This window comes from Gelidimonas denitrificans, assembly GCF_055694065.1.
In genome coordinates, this window is sequence record NZ_CM146350.1 from 3,424,633 (window position 1) to 3,438,546 (window position 13,914).

General features: G+C 56.4%; 16 protein-coding genes and 1 pseudogene. 6 read left to right on the forward strand and 11 right to left on the reverse strand.

All coding sequences use genetic code 11. The annotated features are described in order from the left end of the window. Window positions 1-97: 97 nt before the first annotated feature. The 10 genes and pseudogenes from FKCLFG_RS15885 to FKCLFG_RS15930 all read right to left on the reverse strand — a co-directional run bounded on the left by FKCLFG_RS15885 (window position 98) and on the right by FKCLFG_RS15930 (window position 4,799). Entirely contained in the window at window positions 98-328 is a 231-nt protein-coding gene (locus FKCLFG_RS15885) for a hypothetical protein (RefSeq protein ID WP_472614033.1), read from the reverse strand. A gap of 9 nt (window positions 329-337) precedes the next feature. Beyond that, window positions 338-589 carry a hypothetical protein gene (locus FKCLFG_RS15890; protein WP_472614034.1) on the reverse strand — a complete coding sequence of 84 codons (252 nt, stop codon included), beginning with the start codon at window positions 587-589 and terminating at the stop codon, window positions 338-340. A gap of 27 nt (window positions 590-616) precedes the next feature. Continuing rightward, window positions 617-859 (reverse strand): hypothetical protein, encoded by a 243-nt coding sequence (locus tag FKCLFG_RS15895; protein ID WP_472614035.1) that lies wholly within the window; start codon window positions 857-859, stop codon window positions 617-619. A 16-nt stretch (window positions 860-875) separates the two neighbouring features. Next, window positions 876-1,712 carry a hypothetical protein gene (locus FKCLFG_RS15900; protein ID WP_472614036.1) on the reverse strand — a complete coding sequence of 279 codons (837 nt, stop codon included), beginning with the start codon at window positions 1,710-1,712 and terminating at the stop codon, window positions 876-878. Window positions 1,713-1,723: 11 nt separating this feature from the next. Beyond that, window positions 1,724-2,488 carry a hypothetical protein gene (locus FKCLFG_RS15905; RefSeq protein WP_472614037.1) on the reverse strand — a complete coding sequence of 255 codons (765 nt, stop codon included), beginning with the start codon at window positions 2,486-2,488 and terminating at the stop codon, window positions 1,724-1,726. Window positions 2,489-2,505: 17 nt separating this feature from the next. Beyond that, window positions 2,506-2,763, reverse strand: coding sequence for a hypothetical protein (locus tag FKCLFG_RS15910; protein WP_472614038.1), 258 nt, complete (start codon window positions 2,761-2,763; stop codon window positions 2,506-2,508). A gap of 59 nt (window positions 2,764-2,822) precedes the next feature. Beyond that, window positions 2,823-3,239 carry a hypothetical protein gene (locus FKCLFG_RS15915; protein WP_472614039.1) on the reverse strand — a complete coding sequence of 139 codons (417 nt, stop codon included), beginning with the start codon at window positions 3,237-3,239 and terminating at the stop codon, window positions 2,823-2,825. 50 nt (window positions 3,240-3,289) lie between these two features. After that, the gene (locus tag FKCLFG_RS15920; protein ID WP_472614040.1) at window positions 3,290-3,499 is read right to left on the reverse strand and encodes a hypothetical protein; all 210 of its coding nucleotides are present in this window, start codon (window positions 3,497-3,499) and stop codon (window positions 3,290-3,292) included. 189 nt (window positions 3,500-3,688) lie between these two features. Continuing rightward, window positions 3,689-4,555, reverse strand: a pseudogene (locus FKCLFG_RS15925) (YifB family Mg chelatase-like AAA ATPase); the annotation flags it as partial. A gap of 4 nt (window positions 4,556-4,559) precedes the next feature. After that, window positions 4,560-4,799, reverse strand: coding sequence for an accessory factor UbiK family protein (locus tag FKCLFG_RS15930; RefSeq protein ID WP_472614041.1), 240 nt, complete (start codon window positions 4,797-4,799; stop codon window positions 4,560-4,562). Window positions 4,800-5,007: 208 nt separating this feature from the next. Here FKCLFG_RS15930 and FKCLFG_RS15935 point away from each other — a divergent pair, with 208 nt between their 5' ends. The 3 genes from FKCLFG_RS15935 (at window position 5,008) to FKCLFG_RS15945 (ending at window position 9,553) form a co-directional block, all read left to right on the forward strand. Further along, a complete protein-coding gene (locus tag FKCLFG_RS15935; protein WP_472614042.1) occupies window positions 5,008-5,346 on the forward strand; it encodes a P-II family nitrogen regulator in 339 nt (112 codons plus the stop codon). Window positions 5,347-5,398: 52 nt separating this feature from the next. Beyond that, window positions 5,399-6,724, forward strand: coding sequence for an ammonium transporter (locus tag FKCLFG_RS15940; protein ID WP_472614043.1), 1,326 nt, complete (start codon window positions 5,399-5,401; stop codon window positions 6,722-6,724). A gap of 276 nt (window positions 6,725-7,000) precedes the next feature. Beyond that, window positions 7,001-9,553 (forward strand): chemotaxis protein CheW, encoded by a 2,553-nt coding sequence (locus FKCLFG_RS15945; RefSeq protein WP_472614044.1) that lies wholly within the window; start codon window positions 7,001-7,003, stop codon window positions 9,551-9,553. A 112-nt stretch (window positions 9,554-9,665) separates the two neighbouring features. Here FKCLFG_RS15945 and lpxO read toward each other — a convergent pair whose 3' ends face one another. Continuing rightward, window positions 9,666-10,565 carry a lipid A hydroxylase LpxO gene (lpxO, locus tag FKCLFG_RS15950; RefSeq protein ID WP_472614045.1) on the reverse strand — a complete coding sequence of 300 codons (900 nt, stop codon included), beginning with the start codon at window positions 10,563-10,565 and terminating at the stop codon, window positions 9,666-9,668. Between the two features lie 467 nt (window positions 10,566-11,032). On the opposite strand from lpxO, the gene gshA reads away from it, so the two are divergent. The 3 genes from gshA (at window position 11,033) to FKCLFG_RS15965 (ending at window position 13,914) form a co-directional block, all read left to right on the forward strand. Continuing rightward, entirely contained in the window at window positions 11,033-12,331 is a 1,299-nt protein-coding gene (gene gshA, locus FKCLFG_RS15955) for a glutamate--cysteine ligase (RefSeq protein ID WP_472614046.1), read from the forward strand. Window positions 12,332-12,458: 127 nt separating this feature from the next. Then, on the forward strand, window positions 12,459-13,397 hold the full coding sequence (gshB, locus tag FKCLFG_RS15960) for a glutathione synthase (RefSeq protein ID WP_472614047.1): 939 nt from the start codon (window positions 12,459-12,461) through the stop codon (window positions 13,395-13,397). Between the two features lie 109 nt (window positions 13,398-13,506). Continuing rightward, entirely contained in the window at window positions 13,507-13,914 is a 408-nt protein-coding gene (locus tag FKCLFG_RS15965; RefSeq protein ID WP_472614048.1) for a PTS sugar transporter subunit IIA, read from the forward strand.

The following is a 13,914-nucleotide window of genomic DNA, read 5'->3' on the forward strand; positions in this document are numbered from 1 at the left end:
CCACCACCAGAGTTTGCATGGTGAAGTACCTCGGGGCGAAACGCTGGCGATGTTGGACGCAACTGCACTCAATCTTCACACAAAAAATCTGACAGGCTCAGTTCCTAATCAGCTTATCGCTTTTCACATCCACTAGGATCACTTGATAGTTACCTTTTGCGTATCCAAGTCCTTGTGCTGTGTCGTCCGCTTCGCCGGTATTGGAGAAGTGTCCAGCATGATCCTTATCATCCGTAAACGATACATCACCCTCACAAGGGTAGAGATAGCCATCACAAGTTTTCACAATATATGCACGCATGCGGGATTTCTTTCCTGAAATTTGCAAAGATCTTCCCTACTCACCTCTGTCAAAGCAAGCTAAATCAAAATACGCTTGCATCTTCGCTGGAGTTTCCCAATGGGCGTAGTACAGTGAACTATCCCAGATACAACCGATGGTAGCGCCACTATCGTCCATTAGAACAATTGCTTTTTCTTTGTCGGCGCGTGCCATGTGTGAATCAACGAACGCCCAGACTGCATCAATGCCCACGCCTTCGTCGAATTCTTTTATGTGTTCACCGACTGCGGCTTGAATAATTGCCATCGGTTTCCCTTATTTCGGTTCAAACGGTCAGACTTTGGATTTTGACCGGGTATTGAGGCAATTCTTCAAATACTGCTCAGGGGCAGGCATAGGGTGCGTTTTGCCTGGTTTCGTTTTACGTTCATGATCTCGATAGCTCTTCTGGATTCTCTCCCAGTCTTTGGGATGCATATTTTTAAACTTCGTGACAAAATCATCTACAGAAAAACCTGCCTGCAACGCCTCCACAACCGCAGTCACCTTTTCATCCTTTTTCAAAATTACCGCCATGCTTTTTCCTTCACATTTAGGAGGTTAGACGGTCTGCCATTTCGTACCCTTCACGAGTCAGGCGGAAAACTTCTCTCTTTGAGCCTGCACTAAGAATAAGGTGGTTACTTTCAAGCTCGTTCATTGCTCCCTCCCAGATGGCCACAGACCGGGCTGAATTTTCGACCAAATTCTTTCCCGCTACCTGCACAATGGTCCCTCCTAAATGCGGGATGTGAAGAATCTGGCCGTCTTTAGACGCTTCTTTCAATAGCACAATAGCCTCGCGAGATAGCTTTGGCTGGGCGTGAATAAACGTTAATGTCTCATCGATATCTGTCGCGGAATTACTATGGCCGACGAAGGAAGTGTCTTTGTTGAGCTTAAGCTGAAGGTGCCGATCAAATTTATTCCTAAAGTCCACCAGGTCGTCGTATTCTTCATAGATTCCACGAATCCGACATGCTTCTTTGAACTGTTTGAGCTGTTCATACTGTGTAGGGTCAACGCTATCGTACACAACTGGTGCAGCTGAGAAGTAGAGCATAGTCGGCTTTCCCGTTTTCAAATGCTCTTCGATTTCCTCGACTGAGCCGCTTGCATACTCGCCCGTTGCGGTGCCAATTCGAGTCCAAAAAACGCCAATTAGAAAATCGCAATCGCACAATATTTGTTTGTTAAGAATTGCTTGCGGCCGATCTCCCATCTCTGGCGAAGAATGTGTTTCCCAACCTATCGGCATCAGTACAATACTCCGACTATCTGAATGGACATAGTTCCACTGATTAAGGACTTCTCGGATGACTCCTCTTTCTGGGCCGACATCACTTGGAGATGCGATCATTGCCTTATAAACAATTGCTGAGTAACTCATATTTTCCCGATCTATTGTTGTGGCGCGAGACCTTCAACTCTTGTTACACAAACAGGCGGCAACTCGATAAGTGCAAATTCATGCAAAATACTAAGTGTTATTTCCATCGGTATAGAATGGCGGTGTTTCAGATTAAGAGAAAATGCCCAAGGATCAGACCGCGAGCCACCTCCGAAATATCTGATAATCAGATCCTTCTCACCGGTTCTCTTATCGCTGGAAATATATTGCTCGATCCTGCTACGACCTTCAACGAGCGAACGTACCCACATCCAACGCATTGCGGCGCCGTCATCAAACGGAAGATGTTGTGGTGTCTTGTAAGTTGCGTTGTCCGAAAAAATGTCGGGAACCCTTATCCGATCCATGTTAAGCGCTGCAAGCTTCTTCAGACGTTCCTGCTCGTCTTCTAGGTGCTGAGCATCTGCGAGTTCGGCCTCAAGCCTCGCCGCCTCTAGCTTTGCGATGAACCGCTCCGTGTTATCAAGCAGCACTAGGCGTTCATCATCGGTCAAACACATTCCATCTGAAGATCCATATCTGGGCGTTGACACATCCCTGCCTAAGTGCCCGTACAAGCGTTTAAAGCATTGCGAGCCCAACACTTTAAATGCATTATCAACTTTCATTATATGGATACGCTTGAAGACCGAATGGCCGCAACCTATTGCTTGGCAAAGTATTCGATCCTCTCGCTTTACTTCAATAACAGCTAAAAGGTACACCGCTGATTCTGGCAGCATACCAATTGGAACAGGCGTATCAACTATTGACATCACATTTTCTCTTTGGCCTAGCGGTCGTTATTCATCAAAACATCACCAGCACGGCGATTGGGCCAAGCGTCGCAGATTATTCGCTGCGCCATGGCAAATGCGCAGTCACGATGCATCATCACCCGAGTTAAAGCTTCTGGCGTAGGCCAAGCATCATATGAAACTATTGAGCCATCAATTGCACTCGCCAATTCCTTATTGCAGCAGAAACATCGATCCTGTACCTGGAATGGACTCTCCTCTTTGGCGACAATAATCGAGATTGAATGCGTCATAATTTTCCTTGGTTATGGATCTTGGATCGATCACACCAGCGCGAAATTGATAAACGTTCTCATATGTTTCCAAAATTTGAGCCATATGGAATTGAGGATCGCATTTCTAGTAGTTGCTGCTCTTTGATTTTCTTACCTTCGGCGTAAAAAAAATTTGAATCTCCTGAAGCCGCCTTCATCGCCTCGACCGCGGACGGAATGCTGGTACCGGTCTTAAAGAAGAGATGATTGTAAAAAGCGAGGTATCCGACCGTAAGGTCGGCCTGAAATACCTTGCCAGTATTCCCGATAAGGAAATTGAAAGCGCTATCAAATGCATGAGCCATACTTGTGGCCTTGATGCCCTCACAGGACGCCATGCATACAAACGGGTCAAAACCCTTAATGTGGTTATGCTCAATTAAAATCATTCTCAATTCGTTCCAATTTAAGAATGTTCCATCGGTCAGGCCAATGCCGTCATAGTTTCCGTGCATGCATAAATGGATGAAGGGATATGCATTTGATTGCCCTGATTACATTCTATTTACGCTTTCTTGGAGCCTGTGCCGAAATGCCTCCTCAAATGCTCTTTTGCTTGTAGCCATTGATAGAAACAAGGAACTCTGATGGCTGTGAGCGCGTCCCTGAGGCCCATGCCGATGCTATAACCATTGAAAAGATCCGCATCTGAAGGAGAGTCAACAATATAAACAAACGGAACCCATGGTGTATGTGGCTGTTGAATGTCAAACATATTTTCCGAGATAAGATTAATTGACTCTTTACTACGCTTACTCAACGATTGCTTTTTGTGGCGGAACTGCAGACGATCCCCCAAAGATATGCTAGAAAACTTGGCTCAGTAGCCACGGATAGCAGTACAAGTCAGCAATATTCAGTACAGAGTAGCGATATACAGTCTAATTTTTTGTTGGAATTAATAGCCGCCGCCGACTAATGCCACGCCGGAAGCGGTGTGATGGGGGGCGCGATAGGGCCGCACTTTCCAGCGGTCAATCGAGAAGCCGCTGGTGAGCGATTGCACGGCGGCCGATTCCAGCGCTTCGTCTTCCGTCATCGACGGCAAGATGCCGGGAAAGCGTGCCGCCAGCATCGACTTGCCGGTGCCCGGCGGGCCGACCATCAGCACGCTGTGACCGCCGGCGGCCGCCACTTCCAGCGCCCGCTTGGCTTGCACTTGCCCTTTTACCTCGGCAAAATCCGGATATTCGGGCCGCATCTCCAGCGCACTCACCACATGCGGCTTTAGCCTTGCATCGGCGTCGGATGCGCCGAAGTGGGCGCATACCTGCAACAGCGAATCGGCCGGTAATATCGTCACATCGCGCACCAGCGCGGCTTCATCGGCGCTGGCGCGCGGCAGGATGAAGGCGCGCTGGCGACCGCCTGCGCGATTCTTGTGCATCGCGAAAGTCATCGCCAGCGCGCCGCGAATCGGGCGCAACGCGCCGGACAGCGACAGTTCGCCGGCGAACTCGTATTGGTCCAGCGTATCGCCCGGAATCTGGCCGGAGGCGGCCAGGATGCCGAGCGCAATCGGCAGGTCGAAGCGGCCGGATTCCTTCGGCAGATCGGCCGGCGCGAGGTTGACGGTGATGCGTTTGGCGGGGAATTCAAAGCGCGCATTCTGCAATGCGGCGCGCACCCGGTCCTTCGATTCCTTGACCTCGGTTTCCGGCAAACCGACTATCGTAAAACTCGGCAATCCGTTGGCCAGATGCACCTCGACGGTGACTTCCGGGGCGTGCATGCCGGTCAGTGCGCGGCTTTTCAGGACTGCCAGACTCATCCGCTTATTTGGTCAGTTGCGCTTCGAGTTCGGCCACGCGGGTTTCCAGCGCCTCCAGTTTGGCGCGGGTTTTAGCCAGCACCTGGGTCTGAATGTCGAATTCTTCGCGCGTGACCAGGTCCATCTTGGCAAAGCCCTGGTTGAGCATGGCCTTGACATTCTTTTCCATTCCCTTGGCCGGCGAATTTTCCAGCACCTGGTTGATCTTGTTTTGGAAGTCGTTCAAAAAATTGCCTTTGTTCATGATGTTTCCTATCGTAGGCAAGCGCACAATTTTGGTGCAATGGTGGATCGATGTTGGCACAAGCGCCCATCAATGGTGCGCAATGGGGCTTGGGCCAGGCAGGCATCCCGTTTGGAAGCCAGCCAAAATCATACCTCAGGGAGCTGGCACGAGTTCTGCTAATGATGGTTTGAAACAGTTTATTTCACCCAGCCCAATCGAGGTTCCCATGAAAATCATTACTGCAATCATCAAACCCTTCAAACTCGACGAGGTGCGCGAAGCCTTGTCGGATATCGGCGTGCATGGCATCACGGTCACCGAAGTCAAGGGTTTCGGACGCCAAAAAGGCCACACGGAGCTGTATCGCGGAGCCGAGTACGTGGTCGATTTCCTGCCGAAAACCAAGATCGAAGCGGCCGTCGATGACGCCATCGTGGAACAGGTTATCGAAGCCATCGAAAAAGTGGCGCGCACCGGAAAAATCGGCGACGGCAAGATTTTTGTCCAGGATTTGTTGCAAGTCATCCGTATCCGCACCGGCGAAACCGGCCAGGACGCGCTTTAACGCATTTCAAATTAAACACGTTAAGCAAATAGACAAGCGAAGGGGAATCCAGATGAAAAAAATACATGCAGGATTTGGGGCGCTGATCGCCCTGCTGGCGGCGTCGGGGGCGCAGGCCGCAACCGAGGTGGCCGCAGTGGTGGCGGCCACCGTCGACAAGGGCGATACCGGCTGGATGATGACGGCCACCGTGCTGGTGATTGCGATGACGATTCCCGGCCTGGCGCTGTTTTACGGCGGCCTGGTGCGGGCCAAGAACATGCTGTCGGTGCTGATGCAGGTGTTCGTGGTGTTTTCCCTGATCGTTATCCTGTGGGCCGCATACGGCTACAGCCTGGCGTTTTCCGGCACCAATGCGTTTATCGGCAGCTTCGACAAGCTGTTTCTGCTGGGCGTGGGCAAGGATTCTCTGGCGGACACATTTACTGCCGGAGTAAAAATCCCTGAGTTCGTGTTCATCGCATTCCAGGCCACCTTTGCCGCCGTCACCTGCGGGCTGATCGTCGGCTCTTTCGCCGAACGCATCCGCTTTAGCGCGGTGCTGCTGTTCGCCGCGATCTGGTTCACCTTCAGCTATCTGCCGATCGCCCACATGGTCTGGTTTACCGAAGGTTTGCTGTTCAAAATGGGCGCAATCGACTTCGCCGGCGGCACCGTGGTGCATATCAACGCCGCGGTGGCGGGCTTGATCGGCGCTTACATGGTCGGCAAGCGGATCGGCTTCGGCAAAGAATCGATGACGCCGCACTCGCTGACACTGACCATGGTCGGGGCCTCGCTGTTGTGGGTCGGCTGGTTCGGCTTCAATGCCGGCTCCAATCTGGAAGCCACTTCGGGCGCGTCGCTGGCGCTGATCAACACCTTGCTGGCGCCGGCCGCGGCGACTCTGTCATGGATTGCCGGCGAAGCTTTGTCGAAAGGCAAATCGTCGATGTTGGGCGCGGCCTCCGGCTGCGTTGCCGGCCTGGTGGCAATCACCCCGGCCTGCGGCACGGTGGGCCCGATGGGCGCAATCGTGATCGGCTTGCTGGCCGGCGTGCTCTGCCTGTGGGGCGTGAATGGCCTCAAACGCATGCTCGGCGCTGACGATACGCTTGACGTGTTCGGCGTCCACGGCATCGGCGGCATCCTGGGCGCGCTGCTGACCGGCGTATTCACTGCGCCGGCGCTGGGCGGCACCGGCGCAGCCGAGTTTTCGATCGCCAGCCAGGTCGCGATCCAGGCCAAGGCTGTGCTGCTGACCGTCATCTGGTCCGGCGTGGTGTCGGTGATTGCCTACAAACTGGTGGATATGGTGCTTGGCTTGCGGGTGGCGGAAGACGCCGAACGCGAAGGCCTGGACGTCACCAGCCACGGCGAATCGGCGTATCACTATTGATTTGACTGGATTGCATCCAGCGGCCCGGCACAATACCGGCCGCGCCGCTGGATGCAATAAAAAAACGGGAGTATGCCCATAAATATGGCATTCACCGCATAAATCAATTGCGACATCAATAAATACGCCGCCTGGTATATATACCAGGCGGCGCAAAATATATTCGCAGGCGGATGCGCCGCGCGCACCCGCCGATTGATTCATTTTTCGCAAGCCATGTCCAACCTATTGCGTTGATTGCCTGGTACCTGCACTCTCTTTCACAGGATGCGCAAAATGCATCACACCGCCCAGCTTCAGATCGACACCTTTCTGCCCTACATGCGCGACGTGATCCGTTGCGAGCAATCGCTGCACGAGCTGAACCTGATGTGGCGCATCATCGAAGCCTCGGCCAAGATGAATTGTCCGCTGGAAGCCAAAGCCATCCTGCCGACCATGGCCGCCACGCGCGCCGGTTTCAACCGTCTGGAGCAGGAACTGGTGGCCAGCCTGGTGCGCGAAAAAGTGGCCACAGTGCAGAGCGAAATCGGCACCAAGGCCCAGTACGTGATCGACATCGTGGTGCGCAATCTGTATGAGCGTACCGCCGACGTCGGCTTTCTCGCCACCGATAACGCGCTGTGCGCGTTCGCCGCCGGGCTGCATGAAAACCAGGATATGATCCGGGCCCGCTTGCGCGCCTACCGCAGCAAATACACGGTCTACGACGAGATAATTTTGCTCGATGTCGCCGGCAATGTATTGGTGCAGATTGACGACGCCACGCCGCTGGAAGGCAGCGCCGATGCGCTGCTTGCGCTGACGCTGGCGTCGGACAATTATGTCGAAACTTTTCGCGCCAGCGACTTGCGTCCAGGCAAGCAGAAGGCATTGATTTACTCGCGCCGGATGCTGCATCCGGACACCGGCGTCGCCGTCGGCGTGCTGTGCCTGTGCTTTAACTTCGAGCAGGAAATGGCCGGCATTTTTCACTCGCATCGCGATCCTGCGGGGCGCTCGAACATGCTGCTGCTGGATGGCGACAATCGCGTCATCGAAAGCGCAGATCCGCTCTGGATTCCGCTCGGCGCGCAGGTGCCGGTCAATCAGAATGCAGCGCCCGAACTGATGATGTTGGGCGGCCGCGAATATTTGGTCCAGACCTTTGCCGCCGTCGGCTATCAAGGCTATATGGGGCCAAACGGCTGGAAGGGGCAAGTCATGATTCCGGTCGAAGTCGCATTTACCGGCGGCCGCAGCAATGCGCTGGCGGCGCTCGACCCGGCGGTTTCCGACGGGCTGTTGTCGCACGCGCAATCGTTTTGCCCGCCGCTGTATGAAATCATGACTGCCGCAGAAACGATCCGGCGCGTAGTCTGGAACGGCCAGGTGATGACCGCCGGGCAGCACGACGAGCTGCTGAAACTGAAAACCATCCTGGACCAGATCAGCGAAACCGGCGCCCGCAGCAACGCGCTATTTACCCAATCCATCAACGACCTGTACCAGACCGTGCTGGCGTCCAGCCTGCGCGATGCCGAGTTCGTCTCGCATCTGCTGGTCGACCTGCTGGATCGCAATTTATACGAGCGCGCGGATGATTGTCGCTGGTGGGCGCTGGCGCCGGAATTGCGGGCTGCGCTCGCAGCGCCGCAGCGCGATTGGGAAACCACCTCCCGCATCAACAGCATTCTGGAATATATCAATCGCCTGTACACGGTGTACGCCCGCATCTTTGTCTACGACGACAGCGGCTGCATCGTCGCCTGCACCCATCCTGAGCAGGACGGCGCTTCGGTGATCGGCACCAGCATCGACGCCGCGACGCTGGAACAGGTGCGCGCGCTGCGCACCGAGCAGGATTATCACGTCTCGCCCTTTGCGCCGACGCCGCTGTATGGCGCTGCGCCGACCTATATTTACCATGCGGCGATTCGCGCTCCCGAGGATGAGCGGCAGGTAGTCGGCGGCATCGGCATTGTGTTTGACGCCGCGGCTGAATTTTCAGCCATGCTGCGCGGCGGGCTGGCGGGCAAGAAAGACAGCACCGCCTTCTTCGTCGATCGCCAGGGCATCGTAATTTCCAGCACCGACCCGAGCCGCCCGGTCGGCACGCGCCTGGAAATCGACGCCGCCTTGCTGGCGCTGCCGAACGGGGCCAGCGCCTCGCGCATCGTGATCCACGATGGCCATTACGCGATTCTGGGCTGCACCGCATCCTGCGGTTACCGCGAGTTCAAGGTCTCCGATGGTTACCGCGAAGATGTGCTGGCGGTGGTGTTCGATACCTTCGGCGCAGTGCGCGAACGCAGCGGGGTTGGCGCCGGGGCCGACACCGCCCTGACGGCTGATTTTACGCAAACCAACGGCCGCGAGTTTGCCACTTTCTTTATCGATGGAGCCTTGTTCGCGCTGCCGGCGGAGTTTGCGATGGAAGCCTTGCCGGCGTCGCAAGTGTCGCCGGTGTCGATGGATGGCCGCGCCGAGCGCATAGGCTTGCTAGCGCCGCAGCGTGACAACGAAAGCGAAAAATTCGTATGGGTGTTCGATCTCGGCCATCTGATCCGCGGCACGCCTTCCGTGATCGACAGCGGCAGCCAGGTCATCATCGTGCGCTACCGCGATCAGACGCTCGGCTTGCTGGTCGGCGAGCTGCATGGCGTGCCGCAGTTCAATCCGGAGCAGATCATTCCGACCCCATTTGCCGGCCACGCCGACGGCATGCTGGTGGCGCAGGTTATCAAGGCCAATGAAGGCCGATTGCTGATTCAGGCGGTGGATGTCGCTTATCTATTTAACAAATTGATGGATCGGGAACAGCCGCCGGAGATAAAAATTGCGGCCTGATCCTGCTGAAACAAAAACCATGATGGCGATCGCATCGGCGCGCAGCAGCGCCGGGCGCGCTCCCATTTTGCCCAGGGAAGTCGAAGCTCCCGGCAGCGCTTCAAGTGCTTGCTCAGAGCAGCACGATCAGCGCCGCCACGCCCACAATCAAGCCAAACTTAATCACGTAGTACAGCCGCCGGTTCCAGTTTTTCAGCTTGCGCCGGTACTGGCCGGCCAACCAGACGAAGCGGAACAGTTTATTGATCGCGCCGGTCTGGTCGCCGTGGTCGTTGGGCGAGCTGGCGGCGGTCATCATGGTCTTGCCGAGCCAGCGGTTGATGGCCTGGGCCCAGCGCCAGCGCATCGGACGCTCGATATCGCAGAACAGGATGATGCGGTTGCTGTCGCTGCCGTTGTAAGCCCAGTGGATGAAGGTTTCGTCGAACACCACGGCCTGGCCGTCGCGCCAGCTGTAGCGCTGGCCGTCGACTTCGATGAAGCAGCAGTCGTCGTTGGGCGTGACGAGGCCAAGGTGGTAGCGCAGCGAGCCGGCGAACGGATCGCGGTGCGGGTTGAGTTTGCCGCCGGGGCCGAGTTCGGCGAACATCGCGGCCTTGACGCTGGGCAACTGGCGCAGCAGCGCGACGGTCTTCGGGCATAACGCCGCGGCCGACGGATGGCTGGCGTCATACCATTTCAGGTAGAAGCGTTTCCAGCCGTTCTTGAAGAAGGAATTGAAGCCGGCGTCATCGTTTTTTTGCGCGGCGCGGATCTTTTGCAGGCTGCTCAGGTGGAGCGCCTCGGCGCGAATGGTTTCCCAGTTGTCCTGGAGTAATTGCAACTCTCTGAACTGGCCGAGTTTGAAGTAAGTCGTCGCCGGCACGTCCGACAGCGCATACATCAGCAGATTGAGCGGTGCCATCAGCGACGAGTGGTCGAGCAGCTGGCGCAACAGCGGCAGCCGCACCGTGCCGCGAAAATGCAGGTAGGCGATCGATAGCAGATACAGCGCAACTGCGGTCCATTTCATTGCAACGCCCTCATGTCTGACCTGGCGGCCGGTCGCCGGCGCCAGCCTGATTGCTACGACATTGGACTATAGGTGCCTGAGGCGGCGCCGTGTTGCGAGGCATCAAATCCGGTGCAATATATTTTAGCGCCCTATCCGGCCCGCAATCGGCGCCCGTTATTCAAAAAAATAGTGGGGAGTATGGCAAAAAACACCCGTGTTGCCGCATATAAATAGTGCGGCAACGCAAAATACAATATCCAGTACATTGGCTGCGGCGCAGTTCGCGCCGGCACCTCGACGACAGCCTTGACAAACCCGCCTCCTATCCCAAAATAGCATTGATGTCACGCAATCCTGCATGGGGGCATACGCGCAAAAGTTGGATTCCCGATAAAATCAGTGCATTCATGTACTGCAACACAGATGCACTGCAATACACGCGCTGCACAATTCACACTTCGCATCAGACAAGAAAAAGGTTTTATATGGTCCCGCACCTCGTCACCGCCCTGAACGGCCCTCTGCTCGAGCTGGAAAAGAAAATTCTGGACGCCACCCCGGCCATCGAGCGCTGGTTCCGGCTCGAATGGCAAGAGCACACGCCGCCGTTTTACTGTTCGGTCGATTTGCGCAACTCCGGCTTCAAGCTGGCGCCGGTCGATACCAACCTGTTTCCGGGCGGCTTCAACAACCTCGCCACCGAAATGCTGCCGCTGGCGGTGCAGGCGGCGATGGCTGCGATCGAGAAATATTGTCCGGACGCGAAAAACCTGCTGCTAATTCCCGAGCGCCACACCCGCAACACCTTTTATCTGCAAAACGTTGCGCGGCTGATCCAGATTTTCCACCAGGCCGGCCTGAACGTGCGCTTAGGCACCTTGGCCGGGGATGTCACCGAGCCGACCCCGATCGAACTGCCGGACGGCACCACGCTGATGCTGGAGCCGCTGGAGCGCACCCATAACGGACGCCGGGTCGGCCTGAAGAATTTCGATCCCTGCACGATTCTGCTCAACAACGACCTGTCGGCCGGCCTGCCGCCGATCCTGGCCGACCTGCACGAGCAGACGCTGCTGCCGCCATTGCACGCCGGCTGGGCGGTGCGGCGCAAGAGCAACCACTTCGACGCCTATAACGATGTCGCCAAGAAATTCGCGAAGCTGATCGACATCGACCCGTGGATGATCAACCCGTATTTCGCCAAGTGCGCCAACATCAATTTTCACGAGCGCATCGGCGAAGACTGCCTGGCCGCCAGCGTCGACACGCTGCTGGCCAAGATTCGCAAGAAATACAAGGAATACGGCATCAAGGACAAGCCGTTCGTGATCGTCAAGGCCGATGCCGGCACCTACGGCATGGGCATCATGACCGTCACCGACGCCAGCGAAATCGTCGGTCTGAACCGCAAGCAGCGCAACAAGATGTCGGTCGTCAAGGAAGGGCTGGAAGTATCCGACGTGATCATCCAGGAAGGCGTGCATTCGTTCGAGAACATCAACGAAGCGGTGGCCGAGCCGGTGGTCTACATGATCGACCGCTATGTGGTGGGCGGCTTCTACCGGGTCCACGCCGAGCGCGGCATCAACGAAAACCTGAATGCGCCGGGCGCGCATTTCGTGCCGCTGGCGTTCGAGCAGCAACACAGCTTGCCGGACCTGTCGGCCAAGCCCGGCACCGCCTCGCCGAACCGCTTCTACATGTACGGCGTGGTGGCGCGCCTGGCCTTGCTGGCGGCCTCGCTGGAGCTGGAACGCACCGATCCCAACCCGGAAATCTATTGATTTATTAGTTCATTAACTTACACAGTAGCGTAGGCCTCCGTGCCTGCGCCCTGCAACCCAATGCAGGCACGGAGGCCTACGCTACTGAAAACATTGTTTTGCGTCGTATAAATAATTCTGGAACCCCATGAAAATCGCTTTCCTCGCCGATCCGCTCGACACTTTCAAGACTTACAAAGACACCACTTATTCGATGATGATCGAGGCCGGGCAGCGCGGCCACAGCGTGCATGCGTTCGAGCCGGCCGACATGGCGCTCGACGACGGCGTGGTGGTAGCCAACGTCGCGCCGGTCACGCTGACCGGCGACCCTGCCGACTGGTATCGGCTGGAGCCACGCGCGCCGCAACAACTGGATACGTATGATGTGATCGTGGTGCGCAAGGACCCGCCGTTCGACATGGAATACGTGTACGCGACCTATCTGCTGGAGCTGGCGCAGCAGGCCGGCGCGCGCATCGTCAACCAGCCGCAGGCGATTCGCAACCATAACGAAAAGCTGGCGATTGCGCATTTTCCGCAATTCATCGCGCCCACTCTGGTGTCGCGCGACATGGCGCGGCTGCGGGCGTTCCACGTCGCGCATCAGGATGTGATCTTCAAGCCGCTCGACGGCATGGGCGGCACCGGCGTGTTTCGCATCGGACCCGACGGCCAGAATCTCGGCACGGTGCTGGAAATGTTGAGCGATAACGGCCGCCGCACCATCATGGCGCAACGCTTCATCCCGGAAATTACGCAGGGCGACAAACGCATTCTGCTGATCGGCGGCAAGGTGGTGCCATTTTCGCTGGCGCGCATCCCACAAAACGGCGAAGTGCGCGGCAATTTGGCCGCCGGCGGGCTCGGCGTGGCGCAAGCGCTGTCGGCGCGCGACCTCGAAATCGCCGAAACACTGGCGCCGATTCTGTTCCAGCGCGGCTTGTTGCTGGTAGGATTGGATGTGATCGGCGGTTATCTGACTGAAGTTAATGTCACCAGCCCGACTTGCTTCCAGGAAATCCGGCAGCAGCAAGGCTTCAACGTGGCGGCGATGTTCATCGATGCGCTGGAACAGGCGGCCTGATGCGCTTCCCGACACGATATTGACGACCTGGGGTATTTTTCAGGACGCAGTATAATTAGGCGGAAATCATCGGTTTTTTAATCATACTCCCGTATTAAATAATATATCCATGGTTGGAATTTTGCTCTTGACGCATGCACCGCTGGGCCAGGCTTTTATCGAAGCTGCCGCCCATGTGTTCCATGGCCGGCCCGATCGGATCGAGGCGATCGATGTCTTGGCCGATCAGGACCCGCTGGAAGTCCAGCGCCTAGCGCAGGACGCCATCGCGCGCCTGGACGACGGCTCCGGCGTGCTGGTGATCACCGACGTGATGGGCGGGACCCCTTCCAATTGCTGCAACAAACTCAGTCTGCCGGGGCACATCGATGTGATTGCCGGCATCAGCCTGCCGATGCTGCTGCGCGCACTGACTTATCGCCAGGACACGCTCGATGTCGTGGTCGAAATGGCGCTGGCGGGCGGTCAGAGTGGCGCAGTCCGCGTCGATAATCGTATTCGCCTTTCTCCACAATAA

Coding starts and splice junctions, on each gene's coding strand:
- gshB (WP_472614047.1), top strand. CDS start 12,459: ATGAAAATCGCTTTCCTCGCCGATCCGCTCGACACTTTCAAGACTTAC.
- FKCLFG_RS15910 (WP_472614038.1), bottom strand. CDS start 2,763: ATGACGCATTCAATCTCGATTATTGTCGCCAAAGAGGAGAGTCCATTC.
- FKCLFG_RS15915 (WP_472614039.1), bottom strand. CDS start 3,239: ATGCACGGAAACTATGACGGCATTGGCCTGACCGATGGAACATTCTTA.
- gshA (WP_472614046.1), top strand. CDS start 11,033: ATGGTCCCGCACCTCGTCACCGCCCTGAACGGCCCTCTGCTCGAGCTG.
- FKCLFG_RS15935 (WP_472614042.1), top strand. CDS start 5,008: ATGAAAATCATTACTGCAATCATCAAACCCTTCAAACTCGACGAGGTG.
- FKCLFG_RS15905 (WP_472614037.1), bottom strand. CDS start 2,488: ATGTCAATAGTTGATACGCCTGTTCCAATTGGTATGCTGCCAGAATCA.
- FKCLFG_RS15920 (WP_472614040.1), bottom strand. CDS start 3,499: ATGTTTGACATTCAACAGCCACATACACCATGGGTTCCGTTTGTTTAT.
- FKCLFG_RS15945 (WP_472614044.1), top strand. CDS start 7,001: ATGCATCACACCGCCCAGCTTCAGATCGACACCTTTCTGCCCTACATG.
- FKCLFG_RS15940 (WP_472614043.1), top strand. CDS start 5,399: ATGAAAAAAATACATGCAGGATTTGGGGCGCTGATCGCCCTGCTGGCG.
- FKCLFG_RS15930 (WP_472614041.1), bottom strand. CDS start 4,799: ATGAACAAAGGCAATTTTTTGAACGACTTCCAAAACAAGATCAACCAG.
- lpxO (WP_472614045.1), bottom strand. CDS start 10,565: ATGAAATGGACCGCAGTTGCGCTGTATCTGCTATCGATCGCCTACCTG.
- FKCLFG_RS15965 (WP_472614048.1), top strand. CDS start 13,507: ATGGTTGGAATTTTGCTCTTGACGCATGCACCGCTGGGCCAGGCTTTT.
- FKCLFG_RS15895 (WP_472614035.1), bottom strand. CDS start 859: ATGGCGGTAATTTTGAAAAAGGATGAAAAGGTGACTGCGGTTGTGGAG.
- FKCLFG_RS15890 (WP_472614034.1), bottom strand. CDS start 589: ATGGCAATTATTCAAGCCGCAGTCGGTGAACACATAAAAGAATTCGAC.
- FKCLFG_RS15900 (WP_472614036.1), bottom strand. CDS start 1,712: ATGAGTTACTCAGCAATTGTTTATAAGGCAATGATCGCATCTCCAAGT.